Source organism: Burkholderia sp. LFS061, from assembly GCF_047978125.1.
GTDB classification, from domain to species: domain Bacteria; phylum Pseudomonadota; class Gammaproteobacteria; order Burkholderiales; family Burkholderiaceae; genus Burkholderia; species Burkholderia pyrrocinia_C.
In genome coordinates this window covers 273,910-288,603 of the sequence record NZ_JBFPFS010000001.1, presented here as the reverse complement: position 1 = coordinate 288,603, position 14,694 = coordinate 273,910, and the positions used below count along the sequence as shown (strand labels likewise).

At 68.3% G+C, this 14,694-nt stretch carries 12 protein-coding genes and 1 pseudogene; 4 read left to right on the top strand and 9 right to left on the bottom strand.

Going from position 1 to position 14,694, the window contains the following annotated elements; genetic code table 11:
- Nucleotides 1-18: 18 nt before the first annotated feature.
- The 6 genes from ACNQQL_RS01330 to ACNQQL_RS01305 all read right to left on the bottom strand — a co-directional run bounded on the left by ACNQQL_RS01330 (nt 19) and on the right by ACNQQL_RS01305 (nt 6,634).
- Nucleotides 19-966: a c-type cytochrome gene (locus tag ACNQQL_RS01330; RefSeq protein ID WP_347062929.1), complete on the bottom strand. Its 948-nt coding sequence runs from the start codon at nt 964-966 to the stop codon at nt 19-21.
- Complete coding sequence (locus ACNQQL_RS01325; RefSeq protein WP_072443719.1) at nt 963-1,649, bottom strand: c-type cytochrome; 687 nt, start codon at nt 1,647-1,649, stop codon at nt 963-965. The genes ACNQQL_RS01330 and ACNQQL_RS01325 overlap by 4 nt, the downstream gene beginning before the upstream one ends.
- Before the next feature lie 60 nt (nt 1,650-1,709).
- Nucleotides 1,710-2,753: a substrate-binding domain-containing protein gene (locus tag ACNQQL_RS01320; RefSeq protein ID WP_347062928.1), complete on the bottom strand. Its 1,044-nt coding sequence runs from the start codon at nt 2,751-2,753 to the stop codon at nt 1,710-1,712.
- An 8-nt stretch (nt 2,754-2,761) separates the two neighbouring features.
- Nucleotides 2,762-3,553, bottom strand: a complete 792-nt coding sequence (locus ACNQQL_RS01315) for a transcriptional initiation protein Tat (protein ID WP_347062927.1) — start codon at nt 3,551-3,553, stop codon at nt 2,762-2,764.
- Nucleotides 3,554-3,766: 213 nt separating this feature from the next.
- Nucleotides 3,767-5,041, bottom strand: a complete 1,275-nt coding sequence (locus ACNQQL_RS01310) for an MFS transporter (protein WP_347062926.1) — start codon at nt 5,039-5,041, stop codon at nt 3,767-3,769.
- Nucleotides 5,042-5,167: 126 nt separating this feature from the next.
- The gene (locus ACNQQL_RS01305) at nt 5,168-6,634 is read right to left on the bottom strand and encodes a mannitol dehydrogenase family protein (RefSeq protein WP_347062925.1); all 1,467 of its coding nucleotides are present in this window, start codon (nt 6,632-6,634) and stop codon (nt 5,168-5,170) included.
- A 158-nt stretch (nt 6,635-6,792) separates the two neighbouring features.
- Between ACNQQL_RS01305 and ACNQQL_RS01300 the strand changes: the two genes are divergently transcribed.
- From ACNQQL_RS01300 to ACNQQL_RS01290, 3 genes are read left to right on the top strand one after another with little or no spacing between them, the layout of a single operon-like run.
- Nucleotides 6,793-7,521 (top strand): GntR family transcriptional regulator, encoded by a 729-nt coding sequence (locus ACNQQL_RS01300; RefSeq protein ID WP_347062924.1) that lies wholly within the window; start codon nt 6,793-6,795, stop codon nt 7,519-7,521.
- A gap of 21 nt (nt 7,522-7,542) precedes the next feature.
- Nucleotides 7,543-8,751 carry a D-mannonate dehydratase ManD gene (manD, locus tag ACNQQL_RS01295; RefSeq protein ID WP_347062923.1) on the top strand — a complete coding sequence of 403 codons (1,209 nt, stop codon included), beginning with the start codon at nt 7,543-7,545 and terminating at the stop codon, nt 8,749-8,751.
- A 29-nt stretch (nt 8,752-8,780) separates the two neighbouring features.
- The gene (locus tag ACNQQL_RS01290) at nt 8,781-9,812 is read left to right on the top strand and encodes a Zn-dependent oxidoreductase (RefSeq protein WP_072443811.1); all 1,032 of its coding nucleotides are present in this window, start codon (nt 8,781-8,783) and stop codon (nt 9,810-9,812) included.
- 63 nt (nt 9,813-9,875) lie between these two features.
- On the opposite strand, the gene ACNQQL_RS01285 is transcribed toward ACNQQL_RS01290, so the two are convergent.
- Nucleotides 9,876-12,077 carry a TonB-dependent siderophore receptor gene (locus ACNQQL_RS01285; RefSeq protein WP_347062922.1) on the bottom strand — a complete coding sequence of 734 codons (2,202 nt, stop codon included), beginning with the start codon at nt 12,075-12,077 and terminating at the stop codon, nt 9,876-9,878.
- A 412-nt stretch (nt 12,078-12,489) separates the two neighbouring features.
- Here ACNQQL_RS01285 and ACNQQL_RS01280 point away from each other — a divergent pair, with 412 nt between their 5' ends.
- Entirely contained in the window at nt 12,490-12,936 is a 447-nt protein-coding gene (locus tag ACNQQL_RS01280; RefSeq protein WP_347062921.1) for a hypothetical protein, read from the top strand.
- Between the two features lie 125 nt (nt 12,937-13,061).
- On the opposite strand, the gene ACNQQL_RS01275 is transcribed toward ACNQQL_RS01280, so the two are convergent.
- Both ACNQQL_RS01275 and ACNQQL_RS01270 read right to left on the bottom strand, forming a co-directional pair.
- Nucleotides 13,062-13,673 carry an acyl-homoserine-lactone synthase gene (locus ACNQQL_RS01275; protein ID WP_015877501.1) on the bottom strand — a complete coding sequence of 204 codons (612 nt, stop codon included), beginning with the start codon at nt 13,671-13,673 and terminating at the stop codon, nt 13,062-13,064.
- Nucleotides 13,671-14,663, bottom strand: a pseudogene (locus ACNQQL_RS01270) (porin); the annotation flags it as partial. The gene ACNQQL_RS01275 and the pseudogene ACNQQL_RS01270, both read right to left, overlap by 3 nt.
- Between the last annotated feature and the right edge of the window lie 31 nt (nt 14,664-14,694).

Genomic DNA, 14,694 nt, shown 5'->3' with positions numbered 1-14,694 from the left:
GGCCGGTGCGGCGCGGCGTCATGGCGCGCCGAGCACGCGGCCGTTCACGCCGAGCCCGTACATCGAGTCGGGCGAATCGTGGAACTTCGCGCGCGTGTCCTGCACGGAGCCGGTGAAGCGCGGGTCCTGCGGACGTTCGTGGCTGTCCATGAAGGTTGCGACATCCCACGCTTCCTGATCGGTCAGCGTGCCGCCGAGCCCGAGCGGCATGTTGGCCTTGATGAACCCGGCCGCATTGCGGATGTCGCCCATCCCCGCTCCCCAGTTGAACGAGCGCGCGCCCCACAGCGCCGGGAAGGCCGGCTTGCCGCCGCTCGACTGCCCCTGGCCGTCCGCGCCGTGGCACAGCGCGCAGTGCTGCGTGTAGACGGCGGCGCCGCGCGCGTAGTCGGCTTTTTGCGCGGGCGGCGGCAGTTTCAGGAAGCCTTGCCCCGGCAGCTTCGTGCCGACCGGCGCGCCCTTCGCTAGCCAGTACGAATAGGTTTCGAGCGCGACGAGGATCGGGTCGCCGGCCGGCGGCGCCTTGCCGTTCATGCTGTAACGGAAGCAGCCCTGCAGGCGCTCGACGAACGTGTTCACGTGTCCGTTCTTGCTGCGGTAGGCCGGATACAACAGGTACGCCGCCCACATCGGGCTCGAATCGGGCCGACGGCCCGCGTCGAGGTGGCAACTCGCGCAGGTCAGCTTGTTGCCGACGTACTTGCCCGCGAACTCGGGCGTGTGCAGGAAGATCTGCTCGCCGAGCTTCACGGTCTTGCCGAAGTCGTCGGCGGGCATCGCGGATTCGGCGGGCGGTGTGAACGGCTTGACCGCTGCCGCGGTTGCGGCCGGTGCCGGTGCGGTCACGGGTGCGGAAGCGGCGGCCGGTGCATCCTGCGGCGCCGCCGCGAACGCGAGCGCGGGTATCCAGGCCGCGCCGAGCAGCGTGGCGCGGGCGCGGCGGATCAGCGTCGTGCGGTCGATCATCGCTTGTCTCCTTGAGCGGCGCCGCCGTGCGCATAGTAGGCGGCCACCGCGTCGATGTCGGCATCGGACAGCTTGCCGGCGATCATCGGCATCAGCGCCATCGGCCCGGGCGGGCGCGTGCCATGTTTCCAGCCGTTCAACTGGCCGGCGATATACGCGGCAGGCTGTCCCGCGAGCGGCGGAAACGCGGTGCCGACGCCGAGGCCGCCGGGGCCGTGGCATTGCGCGCACGCGGGCAGGCCCTGCGACCAGCGCCCGCGCGTCGCAAGCCACGCGCCGGTGTTCGCGGGATCGATCGACGCGTCGTCGGCGGTGAAGACACCGGCCGGCGCGGGCAGGCTCGCGAAGTACGCGGATATCGCGTCGCGTTCGTGCGGCGTCAGCAGTTTCGAGAGCGGTTGCATGACCGGGTTCTGGCGGCTGCCGTCCGCGAACGCGGCAAGCTGCGCGGACAGATACGCGGCGTTGGTGCCTGCGAGGCGCGGGAAGCCGGCCGCCGCATTGCCTTCGCCGTGGCTGCCGTGGCAGCCGATGCAAGCGGCGACGCCCGTCGCCGAGCCCTGTGTCGCGAGCGTCTTGCCGAGCGTCGCGTCGTCCGCGTGCGCACGGCCGGCCAGCAGTGCCGCTGCGGCAAGCAGCAGCGGTGTGAGCCGGCGTCGCCGTGTGTCGACCGTATCGTTCACGTGTCCCCTCCTTGTCGTATGTCGCGTGCGCGCCGCCGTATGGCCGGCGCGGGCACGCGGTCAGCCTGCGTCGGGCCGGTCATCCGCCGGCGCGAGGTGCTGCACCGGTGTCGTCGCATCGTAGTGGCCGAAGCCGTAGCGCTGGAAAATCCGGAACGCTTCCGGCGACCGGATGAACGCGAGCCACGCGCGCGCTGCTTCCGGATGCGGCGCGTCCTTCACCATCGCACCCGCATAGATCGCCGTCGTATTCTGCGAGGCCGGAATGTCGATGTGCATCAGCGGATGCCCGACCTGTTCCTGGAATGCCGCTTCGGATTGCCACAGCACGCCGGCGTCCGCGCGCCCCTGCATCAGGAACAGCGCGGTTTCCCGATGGTGGATGTGCGTGAGTTCGGTCGTGCCGGCGCGCACCTTGTCGTCGTAGACGGTGCGCGCAAGCGCGTCGCCGCCGGCCTTCACGAGCGACGCGCGGATCTGCCGCGCGACGCCTTCGAATTCCGGGTTCGGCATCGCGAGCTTCACGTCGGGCCGCGCGAGATCGTTCAGCGACGCGATGCGCTTCGGATTGCCGGCGCGCACCATGATCGTCAACTGGTTCGTCACGTACGGCACCGCGGGGCCCGCGAGCGTGCCGTCCGCGATCAGCCCGTCGATCTTGCCGAGCCCCGCGAAATACGCGTCGGGCTTGACCGTCCACGTCATGTTGCCGACCGTGATCGTGCCGCCCGCGTGGATCTGCTTCACGAGCAGGCCGGGCGGGATCGTTTCCCAGTAGATGCGGCCGCGGTATTCGGGATGATCTTCCTCGAACTTCGCGACGAGCGGCGCCATCGCGAAGAAATAGTTGCCGCCGACGAACAGCACGAGCTTCGGTGCGGCGAGGTCGCCGTGGAAATCGGCGAGCACGTCGACCTGCGGCACCGTGAATTCGAGGCCACGATGGAGCGCGTCGTTGTTGCGGCCGTCCTGCCAGGGCGGAAAGATGGTCGTGGCGGTGTCGGCGAGCGACAGTGCGGACGCGCAGCACAGCCAGGCTGCCAGCGCGGCGCGCAGCGTGCGCCGCCGGGGGCGCGACGGCGATTGCGGGGGGATCGAGGTCATCGAGAGCCTCATTTCGCGTACGTGAAACCGGCCTGCTGCAGCTCGGGCAGCGTGCCGACCGCGCCCGGCGTGACGATCGCCGACGGGATCACGTGGTTGGTCAGGTCGGCCGCGAGTGCGTCGAGCGGCAGCTTGTCGGGATTCGCGTTCGCGCCGTCGAGCCGTTCCGCGAGCTCCCAGATCGCGTTGTGGCACGACAGGAACACGACGCCGCGCTGCCGCAGCGCGGCGATGCTGTTGTCGTGCGACGAGAATGCGCCGTCGGGCAACGCGTGATCCTGCGCGCCCTTCGATTGCGCAGGCTTCGCGTCGAGCAGCGTGTTGGTCGGGAATGCGGCGCCGGCCAGTTTCGCGAGGCCGTATTTGTCCCACGCGATCTGGTCGAACAGCGCGAGATGCGCGCTGCCGTGCGTGGCCGACACGACGAGGAAATCCGGATGACCGTACGACCAGATCTGCGCGTTCAGCGAATTGCGCATCAGGTTCAGCCACGGGCCGCCGAGCTCGGTGTTGTCCCACACCTGCTTCGGGCCGCCGCGATAGCCGATCACTTCGGCGAGCGCCGCGTGATCCCACTGGTCGGGACGTTCGAGGATCATCGGCACCGTCTTGAAGTCGCGCCGCCTCGGCACGGCCGCGAGGCGGTGCGTGAGGTCGGCGAGGCGCGCGGCGCCGCCGGGCAGCAGCGCGCCGGTTTCGGGCGCCGCCGCGTGAGCGCGGCGCGTGGCGGCGAGCAGTGCGGAGCCGGCCGCGAGGCCGAGTGTCTTGAGCGCGCCTCGGCGCGCATGCCCGTCGGACATGGCTTGACTCCCAGGATCGTTTTTGTGGGGGCGTGTCGCGTTGCCGTGAGGCGGCGCGGTGTCGCCATCGCGTAGCCAGTCTAGAGGCGCACGATCGATACCGGAAATCGCGATATCGGATGGGAGATATTCGGGGGGCTGATGATCGGGCGGGAGGCGGGAGGGCGACGCCGCGGTGCGCGGCGTCGCGTTGTGAATCGTCGCGCGGCAGCGTCAGTGCGCCGTGCGTTCGCGCAAGACTGCAGACGGCCGGCCGTTGCGCACGAATACGCCTGCCAGCACGGCGCCCACCAGCGCAATCGCGCCTGCCAGCACGAACGCCGACGCGAACGAACCGCTGCGTTCGACGATGAAGCCGGTCACGGCCGGCCCGATCACGCCCGACAGGCTGCCCATGCAGTGCAGGAAGCCGCTCACGCCGCCGACGCGCGCCGGGTGCACGACATCCTGCACGATCGCCCAGTAGATCGCGCCGGTGACGTACAGGAAGAACAGCGACACGGACATCAGCGCGACCGCGCCTTGCGTCGACTGCACGGTGCCCGCGATCGCCACGCATGCGCCCGCGCCGAGCAGGCAGGTGACGAGCACGATCCGGCGCGACAGCAGCAGGTTGCCGGTGAGCCGGTAGAGCGCGTCCGAGATCGCGCCGCCGCATGCGAGGCCGACCGTGCCGACGAGCCAGGGCACGACGGTGGCGATGCTCATCTCCTTGATGTTCAGATGATGCGCGCGCACGAGATAGCTCGGGAACCAACTCAGGAAGAAGAACAGCACGTAGTTGTAGCTGAAGAACGCGACCGCCGTCGCGAGGATGCGCGGCTGGCGCACATAGTGCGACAGCGTACGCGCGGGTGCCGATGCGTCGTCGTCGCTCGCGCGGGCGGCGGCGGGCACGTTCGGCGCCTCGTTTGCCGGCGTGGCCGGACGGTCCGACGTCGACACCATCCACAGCACGACCCACGCGAGCCCGATCGCGCAGACGATCCAGAATGCCGGCCGCCAGCCGAACTGCGCGGCCAGCAGGCCGACGATCGGCCCGGCGATCGCGCCGCCGAGCGGCGAGCCCGCACTGAGCAGCCCCATCGCGGTCGCGGCGCCGTCGCGCGGCAGCCAGTTGTTGACCATCTTGTTCGCGGCCGAGCACAGCGGGCCTTCGGCCATGCCGAACAGCAGCCGCACGATCAGCAGGCTCACGAAGCCGACGGTCAGCGCGGTCATCCCGCAGAAGATCGACCAGAGGCCGACCGCCAGCACGTACACGAGCTTCGGCCCGAGCCGGTCGGACGCGAGCCCGCCGATGAAATTGAACAGCGCGTAGCCGACGAAGAACGTGCTGAACACGATACCCATCTGCGCGGCGTCGATGCCGAGATCGGTCTGCACGATCGGCGCGACGATCGACAGCGCGACGCGGTCGAGATAGTTGATGCCATACACGATGAACAGCAGGAATACCGTGAACCATGCCTGCGACTTCTGCTTCATGTCTGTCTCCTTCGTGCCGGTGGGCCGGCCGTCATGTCTTTTCCATCGTTCGCCGCGTCGACACGGACATCGACGGGCAGGGGCGTCACGCGGTTCGCGGCGGCGTCCAACCGGCCGTGCGGGCGTTCAGCGCACGTGCAGCGGCGCGAGCAGCGCATCGGTGCCGTGCGCACGCAGCGTCGACAGATGCGCGCCGACGCGCGCGACCAGCGCGTCGGGCCACGCGGCCGGGCCGGCGAGCGCGGCACTGGCGAGCGCCGCGCGCACCGCGCCGTTCGCGTCGTTGGCCGCGCCGAGCGTCTCGGCGAGCGCGGCCGCGCCCGGGTCGCTGATCGTCAGCGGTCGGCCGCAAGCGTCGTGCGCGGTGGTCAGGTAGTACAGCCATAGCGCAAGCGCACGCTCAAGATACGGGCGCTCGACGCCCGCCGCAGCGCTTTCGGCGAGCGCGGGCAGCCAGCGCAGCGGCACCTTCTGCGTGCCGTCCATCGCGATCTGTTCGGTGCGGTGCGCGAGCGTCGGATTACGGAAGCGCTGCACGAGCGTCGCGCAATAGTCGTGCGCGTCGAAGCCGGACGGCACGTCGACGCTCGCGAGCAGGTCGTGCGTCATCACGCCGTCGACGAATGCCGCGATCGCCGGATCGGCCATTGCGTCCGACACCGTCGCGCGGCCGCGCAACTGCCCTGCATACGCGATCGCCGAATGCGAGCCGTTCAGCAGCCGCAGCTTCATCGTTTCGTATGGCCGCACGTCCGCGACGAGGCGCGCGCCGGCGTCTTCCCAGCGCGGGCGCGGGCCGGCGAAGCGATCCTCGATCACCCATTGCGAGAACGGTTCGCAGACGATCGCGGCCGCGTCGCGCGCGCCGAGATGCGCTTGCGCCCAGTCGAGCGATTCGGGCGTCGCGGCCGGCACGATCCGGTCGACCATGCTGTTCGGGAATGCGACGTCGTCGCGGATGCGCCGCGCGAGCGCGCCGTCGTCGACGCATGCCGCGTAGTCGAGCAGCAGCGCGCGCAGCGTGTCGCCGTTCGACGTCATGTTGTCGCAGCAGACGACGGTGAGCGGCGCGCCGGCCGGCCGCTGCCGGAGGCCGGCGGCGATTACGCCGAGCGCGGTGCGCGGCGTGTCGGGCGCGGCGAGGTCTGCGCGGATCGCGGGATCGTCGTCATCGAGGCCGCCGCCGGGCCGGCGGCAATAGCCCTTCTCGGTCACGGTCAGGCTGACGATCGACACGCGCGGATCGGCGATCAGCGCGAGCAGCGCGGGCAGCGATTCCGGTGCGAACAGCGCGCCGTGCACGGCGCCGACGATCCGGGTGCGCACGCCGCCGCCGCCGCGTTCGGTCACCGTGTACAGGTGGTCCTGCGCGGCGAGCAGGTCGACGGTATGGCGCCGCCGCAACTCGACGCCGACGATCCCCCAGCGGAGATCGCCCTGTTCGAGCACCGTTTCCGTATGGAGCGCCTGATGCGCGCGATGGAACGCGCCGAGGCCGAGGTGGACGATGCCCGTGCGGACCGCGCGCCGGTCATAGCGGGGGCGGCGCGTGCCGGGCGGCGCGGTGCGCAGGAAGTCGGGTGCGGGTGGCATGATGGTCGGCAACATGTTGTACCATGGTAGATATCGAGGTGAGTGAAGGTTATTGCGGGTTTTTACCGGAAGTTATTGGTGTAAACGCCAGTTCGATCAATTTCCTTGTGTTGTGTACCATGGTAGTTATCGAAATCGAGTCAGATGCATCGGCAAACATGAGCGAAACGGCAGCATTTGAGGAAGACGTCGTCGTCACGGCGTTGCAGGGGTTCTCGCTGGACGAGAGCCGGTCTTATACGGGGCAGGTGCACGCGCTGCTGCGCCACGCGATCGTGCGGGGCGCGCTGCCGCCGCACACCGCGCTGTCGGAGGCCGTGATCTCGACGACGATCAAGGTCAGCCGCACGCCCGTGCGCGAAGCGTTCGCGCAACTGGCCGACGAGCGGCTCGTGCAGATCCACCGGAAGGTCGGCACGTTCGTCGCGCCGATTCCGATGTCGATCCTCGAGGAAGGGCGGTTCGCACGCAGCACGCTCGAATGCGCGAACCACGTCGAGCTCGCGCAGAAAATCACGGCGGAACAACTCGCGGAGCTGTCGCGGATCATCGACGCGCAGCGTGCCGCGGTGGCCGCGCACGATGTCGAGGCGTTCTTCGAACTGGATGAAGCGATGCACGGCCGGATGTTCGCGTTCGCGGGCCGGCCGCACGTGTGGGAAATGCTGCAGCCGATGAAGCGCCAGTTCGATCGCGTGCGCTGGCTGCTGCTCGACCGCGTCGAGGATCATGCGCGCCGTGCGCTGCAGGAGCACGAGCAGATCCTCGCGCATATCGCGTCGCGCAACATGGCACTGCTCGGCGCATCGGTCGCGGCACACGTCGACCGGATCGGCTCGCATCTACCGGACGTGCGCAGCCGCGCGCCCCATTACTTTGTCGACTGAATCGCCCGCTGGAGGAGCGCAGTGAAAATCGAACGCTTGCAGACCATCGTCACGTGTCCGGGCCGGAACTTCGTGACGGTGAAGATCGTGACCGACGAAGGCGTCTACGGTCTCGGCGACGCGACGCTCAACGGGCGCGAGCTCGCCGTGAGCGCATACCTGGAAGACCATGTATTTCCCTGCCTCGTCGGCCGCGACCCGCGCAACATAGAGGACGTCTGGCAATACCTGTATCGCGGCGCGTACTGGCGGCGCGGGCCCGTGACGATGACGGCGATTGCCGCGATCGACATGGCGTTGTGGGACATCTTGGGCAAGCTCGCGGGCATGCCGGTTTACCAGCTGCTCGGCGGCAAGAGTCGCGACGGCCTGATGGTGTACGGCCACGCGAACGGGCGCGATCACGAGGAAGCGGTCGATGCGGTGCGCGCGCATATCGAGGCAGGCTTCCGTGCGATCCGCGTGCAGTCGGGCGTGCCGGGGCTCGACAAGGTGTACGGCGTCGGCAAGACTGCGGGTGCGTACGAACCCGCCGAAAAAGGCCTGCCGCCTGAAGAGCCGTGGGATACCGCGCTTTATCTGCGCCATACGCCGGACCTGTTTCGCAAGGTGCGCGACGCGGTCGGCGATGCGCCGCACCTGCTGCACGACGCCCATCACCGGCTTACGCCGATCGAGGCCGCGCGGCTCGGCCGCGATCTCGAGCCGCATCGTCTCTTCTGGCTGGAAGACGCGACGCCCGCCGAGAACCAGGACGCATTCCGCCTGATCCGCCAGCACACGACGACGCCGCTCGCGGTCGGCGAAGTGTTCAACTCGATCTGGGATTGCAAGGACCTGATCCGCGATCAGCTGATCGACTACATCCGCGCGACGATCGTGCATGCGGGCGGGATCACGCACGTGCGCCGGATCGCCGACTACGCGGCGATGTACCAGGTGCGCACGGGCTTTCATGGTGCGACCGACCTGTCGCCGGTCTGCATGGCGGCGGCCGTGAACTTCGGGCTGTGGGCGCCGAACTTCGGCATCCAGGAACTGATGCCGCACAGCCCGCTGACCGATGAAGTGTTTCCGCACAGCTACCGTTTCGAGGACGGTTATCTCGTGATGGACGACGTGCCGGGCCTCGGCGTCGACATCGACGAGACGCTGGCCGCGAAGTACCCGTACGAGCGCGCGTACCTGCCGGTCGCGCGGCTGCGCGATGGGTCGATGTGGAACTGGTGAGCGGCGAAGAACCGAAGGAGAGAACCGAAATGTTGAGCGTCGTTGTCGATCGTCCGAACAGCATGGGTGTGCGCGAGGTGCCGCTGCCCGTGCCCGCCGCCGGCGAAGTGCGCGTGAAGGTCCGCTATGCGGGCATCTGCGGGTCGGACCTGCACATCTTTCACGGCAAGAATCCGTTCGTGTCGTATCCGCGCATCATCGGCCACGAATTCGTCGGGACGATCGAGTCGGTCGGCGAGGGCGTCGACGCAGCGCGGCTCGGCGAGACCGTCGCGGTCGATCCCGTGATCAGTTGCGGGCATTGCCATGCGTGCACGATCGGCCGGCGCAATGTCTGCCGGCACCTGACCGTGCTCGGCGTGCATCGCGACGGCGGCTTCAGCCAATACACCTGCGTGCCGGCCGGCAACGCATACCGGATTCCGGCGGAGATCGCCGACACCTGCGCGGCGATCGTCGAGCCGTTCGCGGTGGCCGCGAACGCGACGTCGCGCACCGGGGTGCTGCCGGGCGATGTCGCGCTGATCTACGGCGCCGGCACCGTCGGGCTGACGATCCTGCAGGTGCTCAAGCGCGTGTACGGCATCCGCGCGTTCATCACCGACCGGCTCGACGCGCGCCTGCAGCTCGCGCGAAAGTGCGGCGCGGCGGAAGACGAGATCATCAACACGAGCGTCGAGTCGTTACCGGACGCGCTGGCGCAGCGCGGCGTCGACGGTGGCCCGACGCTGATCTTCGACGCGGTCTGCCATCCGTCGATTCTCGAGGAGGCGGTGCGGATCGCCGCGCCGGCGGGCCGGATCGGCGTGCTCGGCTTCTCGTCGGAACCGTCGGCGATCGTGCAGGCGGAACTGACGAAGAAGGAACTCACGCTCGCCGCGTCGCGGCTGAATTGCGCAATGTTCCCGCAGGTGATCGACTGGATCGGCCGCGGGCTGATCCAGCCGGAGCATATCGTCACGCACAAGGTGGGTTTCCGCGACGTTGCGCAGGCGTTCGAGATGGCCGAGCAGCGGCCTGCCGAGAGCTGCAAGATCCTGCTCGATTTCGCGGGCGGCTGATACCGGTTCGCGCCGCCGGGCGGCCGGTGCCCGGCGTGCGTGTCGCGCGCGTCGTGTCGTGCGTCAGAACGACACCGTCGTCGTCAGCGTGACGAGCCGCGGCTCGCCGACCGCGATGATCAGGTTGTTGTTGCTCGACGGGTAGTAGGTCTTGTCGAGCAGGTTCTTCACGTTGAGCTGGAAGCGCGTCGGGAACTTGCCGATCGTCGTTTCGTAGGCCGCGAACGCGTCGACGGTCACGTAGCCGGGCAGCGTGAAACTGTTCGCGGTGTCGCCGGAGCGTGCGCCGACAAGGCGCGCGCCGCCGCCGAAGCGCCAGCGGCCGGGCAGGTTCGCGATCGCCGTGTCGTACACCGCGAACAGGCTGCCCGTGTGGCGCGCGACGTTGACGAGCGGCGTATTGCTGTCGCGATCGGTCGCGTTCGTATACGCATAGCTGCCGATCACGCTCAGGTGGCGCGTGATCTGCCCCGCGACGTCGAGTTCGATCCCGCGCGAGCGCGCGGTGCCGATCGTCGACGTGATGTCGCCGTTCGTGACCGCGACGTTGCGCTTGTCGATCTGGTAGACCGCGAGCGTGCCCGTGATCGCGGGCTTCACGCTGAACTTCAGCCCGGCCTCGAGCACGCGGCCGTATTCAGGCGCGAGCGGCGCGGCGACATTCGTTGCGACGTTCGGCTTGAATGAACGGCTCACGTTCGCATACGCGGTCAGCGCAGGCGTGAGCGCATACGCGAGCCCGAACTGCGGCAGCCAGACATTGCCGCGCGAGCGGTCGGCGAACACGAACGGCCGCCCCATCCCCGATTCCTGCTGCCAGTTTTCCCAGCGCAACCCGCCGACCGCGGTGAGACGCTCGGTGAGCTTCACCGAGTCCTGCACGACCATCGAATACGCATGCACCACCGAGCGCGAATCGCTTTGCTTCGGGTTGGGCGTGCCGCCCGGCGCGAGCAGGCCGTACACAGGATCGTAGAGATTGAAGCCCGTCGTTGCCTTGCCGCGGATCGTGTCGCCGCGGAAGCTGCGCTGCCGCTCGTATTCGCCGCCGATGTAGATAGCGTGGTTCATCCCGGCAAGCGTCACGTTGCCGAGCAGGCCGAGCGTCGCGATCTGGTCGGAATCGTTGCGCCCGAGGTTTGCATCGGACGAGCGCGTCATTGCGCCCGTCTTGCTGTTGAACGAGTTGCCGCGGGTAATGTACTGGTCGTAGCGGTCGCGGCCCCAGCCGTAGGTCGCGCGCACGCGCCACGCGTCGGAGAAGCGGTGCTCGATGCGCGCACGCAGCGTTTCCTGGATGCCGCTGCTCTGCGACCACGCTTCCTCGTAGCGGCGATAGCGCAGCGCATCGTCGAGCTGGCCGTTCACGAGCACGGTGCCGCGATCGAACGGCGTCGTGTAGTCGACGTACTGGTAGCTGACGTCGACCGACGTGTTCGCGTCGTGCCACGACAGCGCGGGCGCGATCAGCGCGTCGCGCTGGCGGCCGAAGCTGCGCCAGTAGCGGCTCGTGTCGTATTCGCCGGTCAGCCGGAACGCGAGCGTGCCGCCGGCGACCTGGCCGGGCTTGCCGAGCGGGCCCGTGAGATCGAACAGCGCGCTGCTGCCGCCGTGGCTCGTGCGCGACGCGGAGATCGAGCCGCCGAACGTGTCTTCCGGCTTGCGCGTGACGAGGTTGATCACGCCGCCCGGATCCTGCATCCCGTAGAGCAGCGAAGCAGGGCCCTTCAGCACTTCGACGCGGTCGATCGTCGCGAGATAGCTGTGCAGCACCGGCGTGCGCACGCCGTCGACGAGCACGGAGCCGTCGTTGTTCGATCCGAAGCCGCGCTTGGTGAACGCGTCGCGCGTGCCGCCGAGCGTGTTCGTCTGCGTGACGCCGCTGATGTTGCCGAGCACGTCGTCGAGCGAGCGCGCCTGCTGGTCCTGCATCACGCTGCTGCTGACCACCGCGACCGATTGCGGAATCTCCTTGAGCGGGCGGTCGCTGCCGCCCGCGATGCTGCTGGTGCGCGGCTGATAGCCGATCGTCGGATCGACGGCCGCCGATGCGTTGACGCGGATGGGCGGCAGTTCGTGTTCGGCGGGCGTCGAGGGCGTCGATGCGGGCGTGGAGGCGGATGTTGACGCAACGGATTCGGCGTCGGTGCGTTCGGCGGCCTCGGCATGCGCACCGCTTGCGACGCAAAGAGTGATCAGGGCAGGCAGGCTCGTGCGCCACGGACGAAGGGTCCGGGTGCGGCGGGTTGTTCGGCGGGATGGCATGAATCGATGCAGGACGGAGTGCTAAGGATCGTGTCGCGGGCCACAGCACTGCGCCGCAACCGGGATGCGGATGATATATGTAATGAGAATTATTTGCAATTGTAATGACGCGATCGGCGGCGGGCGGGCCTTGGTTGCCGGGCCGTCGGCCGTCTGCTACCGTAGCGGCCAAAATCAAACGCAGTGAAATTCAATGAGAGCCGGGGGCCGCACCATGTCATCTTCCTGTCACGTCGCGTTCGGCGCGACGCAACGTACCGCACTCGACCTTGCGGGTGGTGAAGTGATCGCAGCCGTGTTCCGCCATTCGAACGATTAAAACGGAAGCGAATTCATCTGGCGTTATGCCGGGCAGCCGGCACCGCGCCGCTTTCAATCACTTCAACCGCCAAGCCTGACGGGAGACCACCCAATGAAAAAGATTTCCGCGCCGTTCGCGGCGGCCGCGCTTGCGGCGTGCACGATGCTGGCGGGCGTTCACCAGAACGCCTGCGCCGCACCGGCGGACGAGCCCGCGATCGACGCGCATTACAGTGCCGTGATCGAGGCCTATACGCAGGACATGGCCGCCGCGAAGACGAAATACGACGGCAAGCGCCTCGCGTTCGTCGGCGCCGTGATCCGGATGGGCAGCGATCCGGGCGGCACGTACTTCGGCGCGCTGACGACCGACGGCGGGCAGTTCGACACGCATTTCGATGTGGCCGACCAGGCCGCGCTGAAGCCGAAATTTCCCGGCGGCGAGATCAAGCCGTTCACGGCGTCCGCGAATTTCCGCTTCAGCTGCGTGAACGAAGGCTATATCGACGCGCCGGTGCTGCCGGGGTTGAAGCTCTTGCATTGCCGGCTCGCCGATTGAGGTAGTGCGGGGGCCGGCGTTCAGAACTTCTGCTGGATGCCGGCCATCACGCCGAGCTGATTCATCCCGGTGCCGACCGTCCCGCCGGCGGCGACCGCGTTCGCGGCCAGCGTGCTGTTGAACATTCAGGCCGCTTCGGGTTGCGACGCGCAAAGCGCCGGGTCGAGGTCGAGCGCGGCCAGCGTCTGCGCGTCGATGTCGATCCAGCATGCCACCACCATGCGCCCGTCGATCGACACCGGTGCGCCGGCCCGGTGGGCATGCACGCCGATCCGGCGGAACAGCCGCTCGATGCTGCAGAACGTGACCCCGATCAACTGGCGCGCGCCGCGCCGTGCCGCGCACTCCACGGCGGCGGCGAGCATCGGCCGCACCGACCAGGCCAGGCTGCCGGCATCGGCCCCTTCCTCGGGGGTCGCCGCGAAGCGCGACAGCTCCCAGACGTGGGCGGAGCGCGGCGCCGGATGCTCGTCGGCCAGCAGGTGCGGGAACACTTCCTGCAACAGGTAGGGGCGGGTGGTCGGCAGCAGCCGCGCGCAACCGCATATCTCCCCATTCGCATCGCGTCCCAATACGTAGACGGTATCGTCGCGATCGTACTGATCGCGCTCGAATTTTTCGTCTTCGGACGGCAGCTGCCAGCCGAGCTGCTCGACGAACACGCGATAACGGTACGAACCCAGCTCGGCGGCGATATGGGCGGGAAGGCGGCCTGCCTCGTGAACGAAAGTTTGCATGTAGCCCGCCGACGTATAAACGGTCGTCCGCTTGGACAGGAAATAGTTCGCGCGGCCGACGAGCAGCGTGGCGTTCGTGCCGCCTTCGCTGTTTTCGCGACGCTGCAGGTAGCGTACGCCCTGCAGGTCGAGCGCGAGGTAGGGCGTCGCGTAATACGTGCCGCCGGCGAACACGATGTCGGCCTGCAGGTGTTCGGCCGCCGCGAGGTTGCGGCGGATCCACCCGGCGCCCAGTTTCGCGGGGCCGAACTTCACGTAGCCGGCGACGATGTCGCGCGTGTCGGTGTACGCCGGATTGTTCAGCGGCGCCAGCGCACCGCCGCCGCCGCGCATCACGTCGTGCGATGCGGCCAGCCCGAAATTTCTCGCGTCATAGGCGAGCATCGCCGTGTATTGACGACAGGCGACGATGTCGCCGGGCACCTGTCCGGCGCAGCCCGTCGCCGACGGTCCTGCCGGCCCGGCCGCGTCGCGGCCGAAACTGTAGGTGGCGCCGAGCGTCACGCCGTGGAACGTGCCCTTGTAGCCGATCGCATTGTCGCTGCGCGCGTTCGGCAGATAGGAGTCGAAATCCGCCATCGAATGAATCGACGGACCGATCACGTCGGCATTGGTCAGCACGATCATCGACATGTTCATCTGGCGGCCGAGGGTCAGCGCGCCGAAGGGGCTGTTCACGCCCACGTTCGCCTGCCGCCCGAACAGGCGCCCGCCGTAGTTCAGCGCGCCGGTGCCGGGCTGGAAGCCGTTTTCGAGCACGAAGAAGGCCTGGTAGCCGCCGCCGAGATCCTCCGTGCCTTTCAGGCCCCAGCGTGACGGCACCTCGCCGGTCAGCGTCGGCATCCCGGTGAACGAGCCGCCGTGCGCGGCGTTGTTGTAGTAGGACACGCCGGTATCGATGATCCCGTACAGCGTGACGCTGCTTTGTGCGCAGGCCGGTCCGGCCAGCGCCATCGCCGTCGCGAGTGCGGCGCCCAGTTTCGTTTTCATGACTGTCTCCAAACAGTATGTAGATATGCTT

What these genes read in the sequence shown, in the direction of transcription:
- ACNQQL_RS01330 (WP_347062929.1), bottom strand. Translation starts at nt 966, where the DNA reads ATGATCGACCGCACGACGCTGATCCGCCGCGCCCGCGCCACGCTGCTC.
- ACNQQL_RS01320 (WP_347062928.1), bottom strand. Translation starts at nt 2,753, where the DNA reads ATGACCTCGATCCCCCCGCAATCGCCGTCGCGCCCCCGGCGGCGCACG.
- ACNQQL_RS01315 (WP_347062927.1), bottom strand. Translation starts at nt 3,553, where the DNA reads ATGTCCGACGGGCATGCGCGCCGAGGCGCGCTCAAGACACTCGGCCTC.
- ACNQQL_RS01310 (WP_347062926.1), bottom strand. Translation starts at nt 5,041, where the DNA reads ATGAAGCAGAAGTCGCAGGCATGGTTCACGGTATTCCTGCTGTTCATC.
- ACNQQL_RS01305 (WP_347062925.1), bottom strand. Translation starts at nt 6,634, where the DNA reads ATGCCACCCGCACCCGACTTCCTGCGCACCGCGCCGCCCGGCACGCGC.
- ACNQQL_RS01300 (WP_347062924.1), top strand. Translation starts at nt 6,793, where the DNA reads ATGAGCGAAACGGCAGCATTTGAGGAAGACGTCGTCGTCACGGCGTTG.
- ACNQQL_RS01290 (WP_072443811.1), top strand. Translation starts at nt 8,781, where the DNA reads ATGTTGAGCGTCGTTGTCGATCGTCCGAACAGCATGGGTGTGCGCGAG.
- ACNQQL_RS01285 (WP_347062922.1), bottom strand. Translation starts at nt 12,077, where the DNA reads ATGCCATCCCGCCGAACAACCCGCCGCACCCGGACCCTTCGTCCGTGG.
- ACNQQL_RS01280 (WP_347062921.1), top strand. Translation starts at nt 12,490, where the DNA reads ATGAAAAAGATTTCCGCGCCGTTCGCGGCGGCCGCGCTTGCGGCGTGC.
- ACNQQL_RS01275 (WP_015877501.1), bottom strand. Translation starts at nt 13,673, where the DNA reads ATGCAAACTTTCGTTCACGAGGCAGGCCGCCTTCCCGCCCATATCGCC.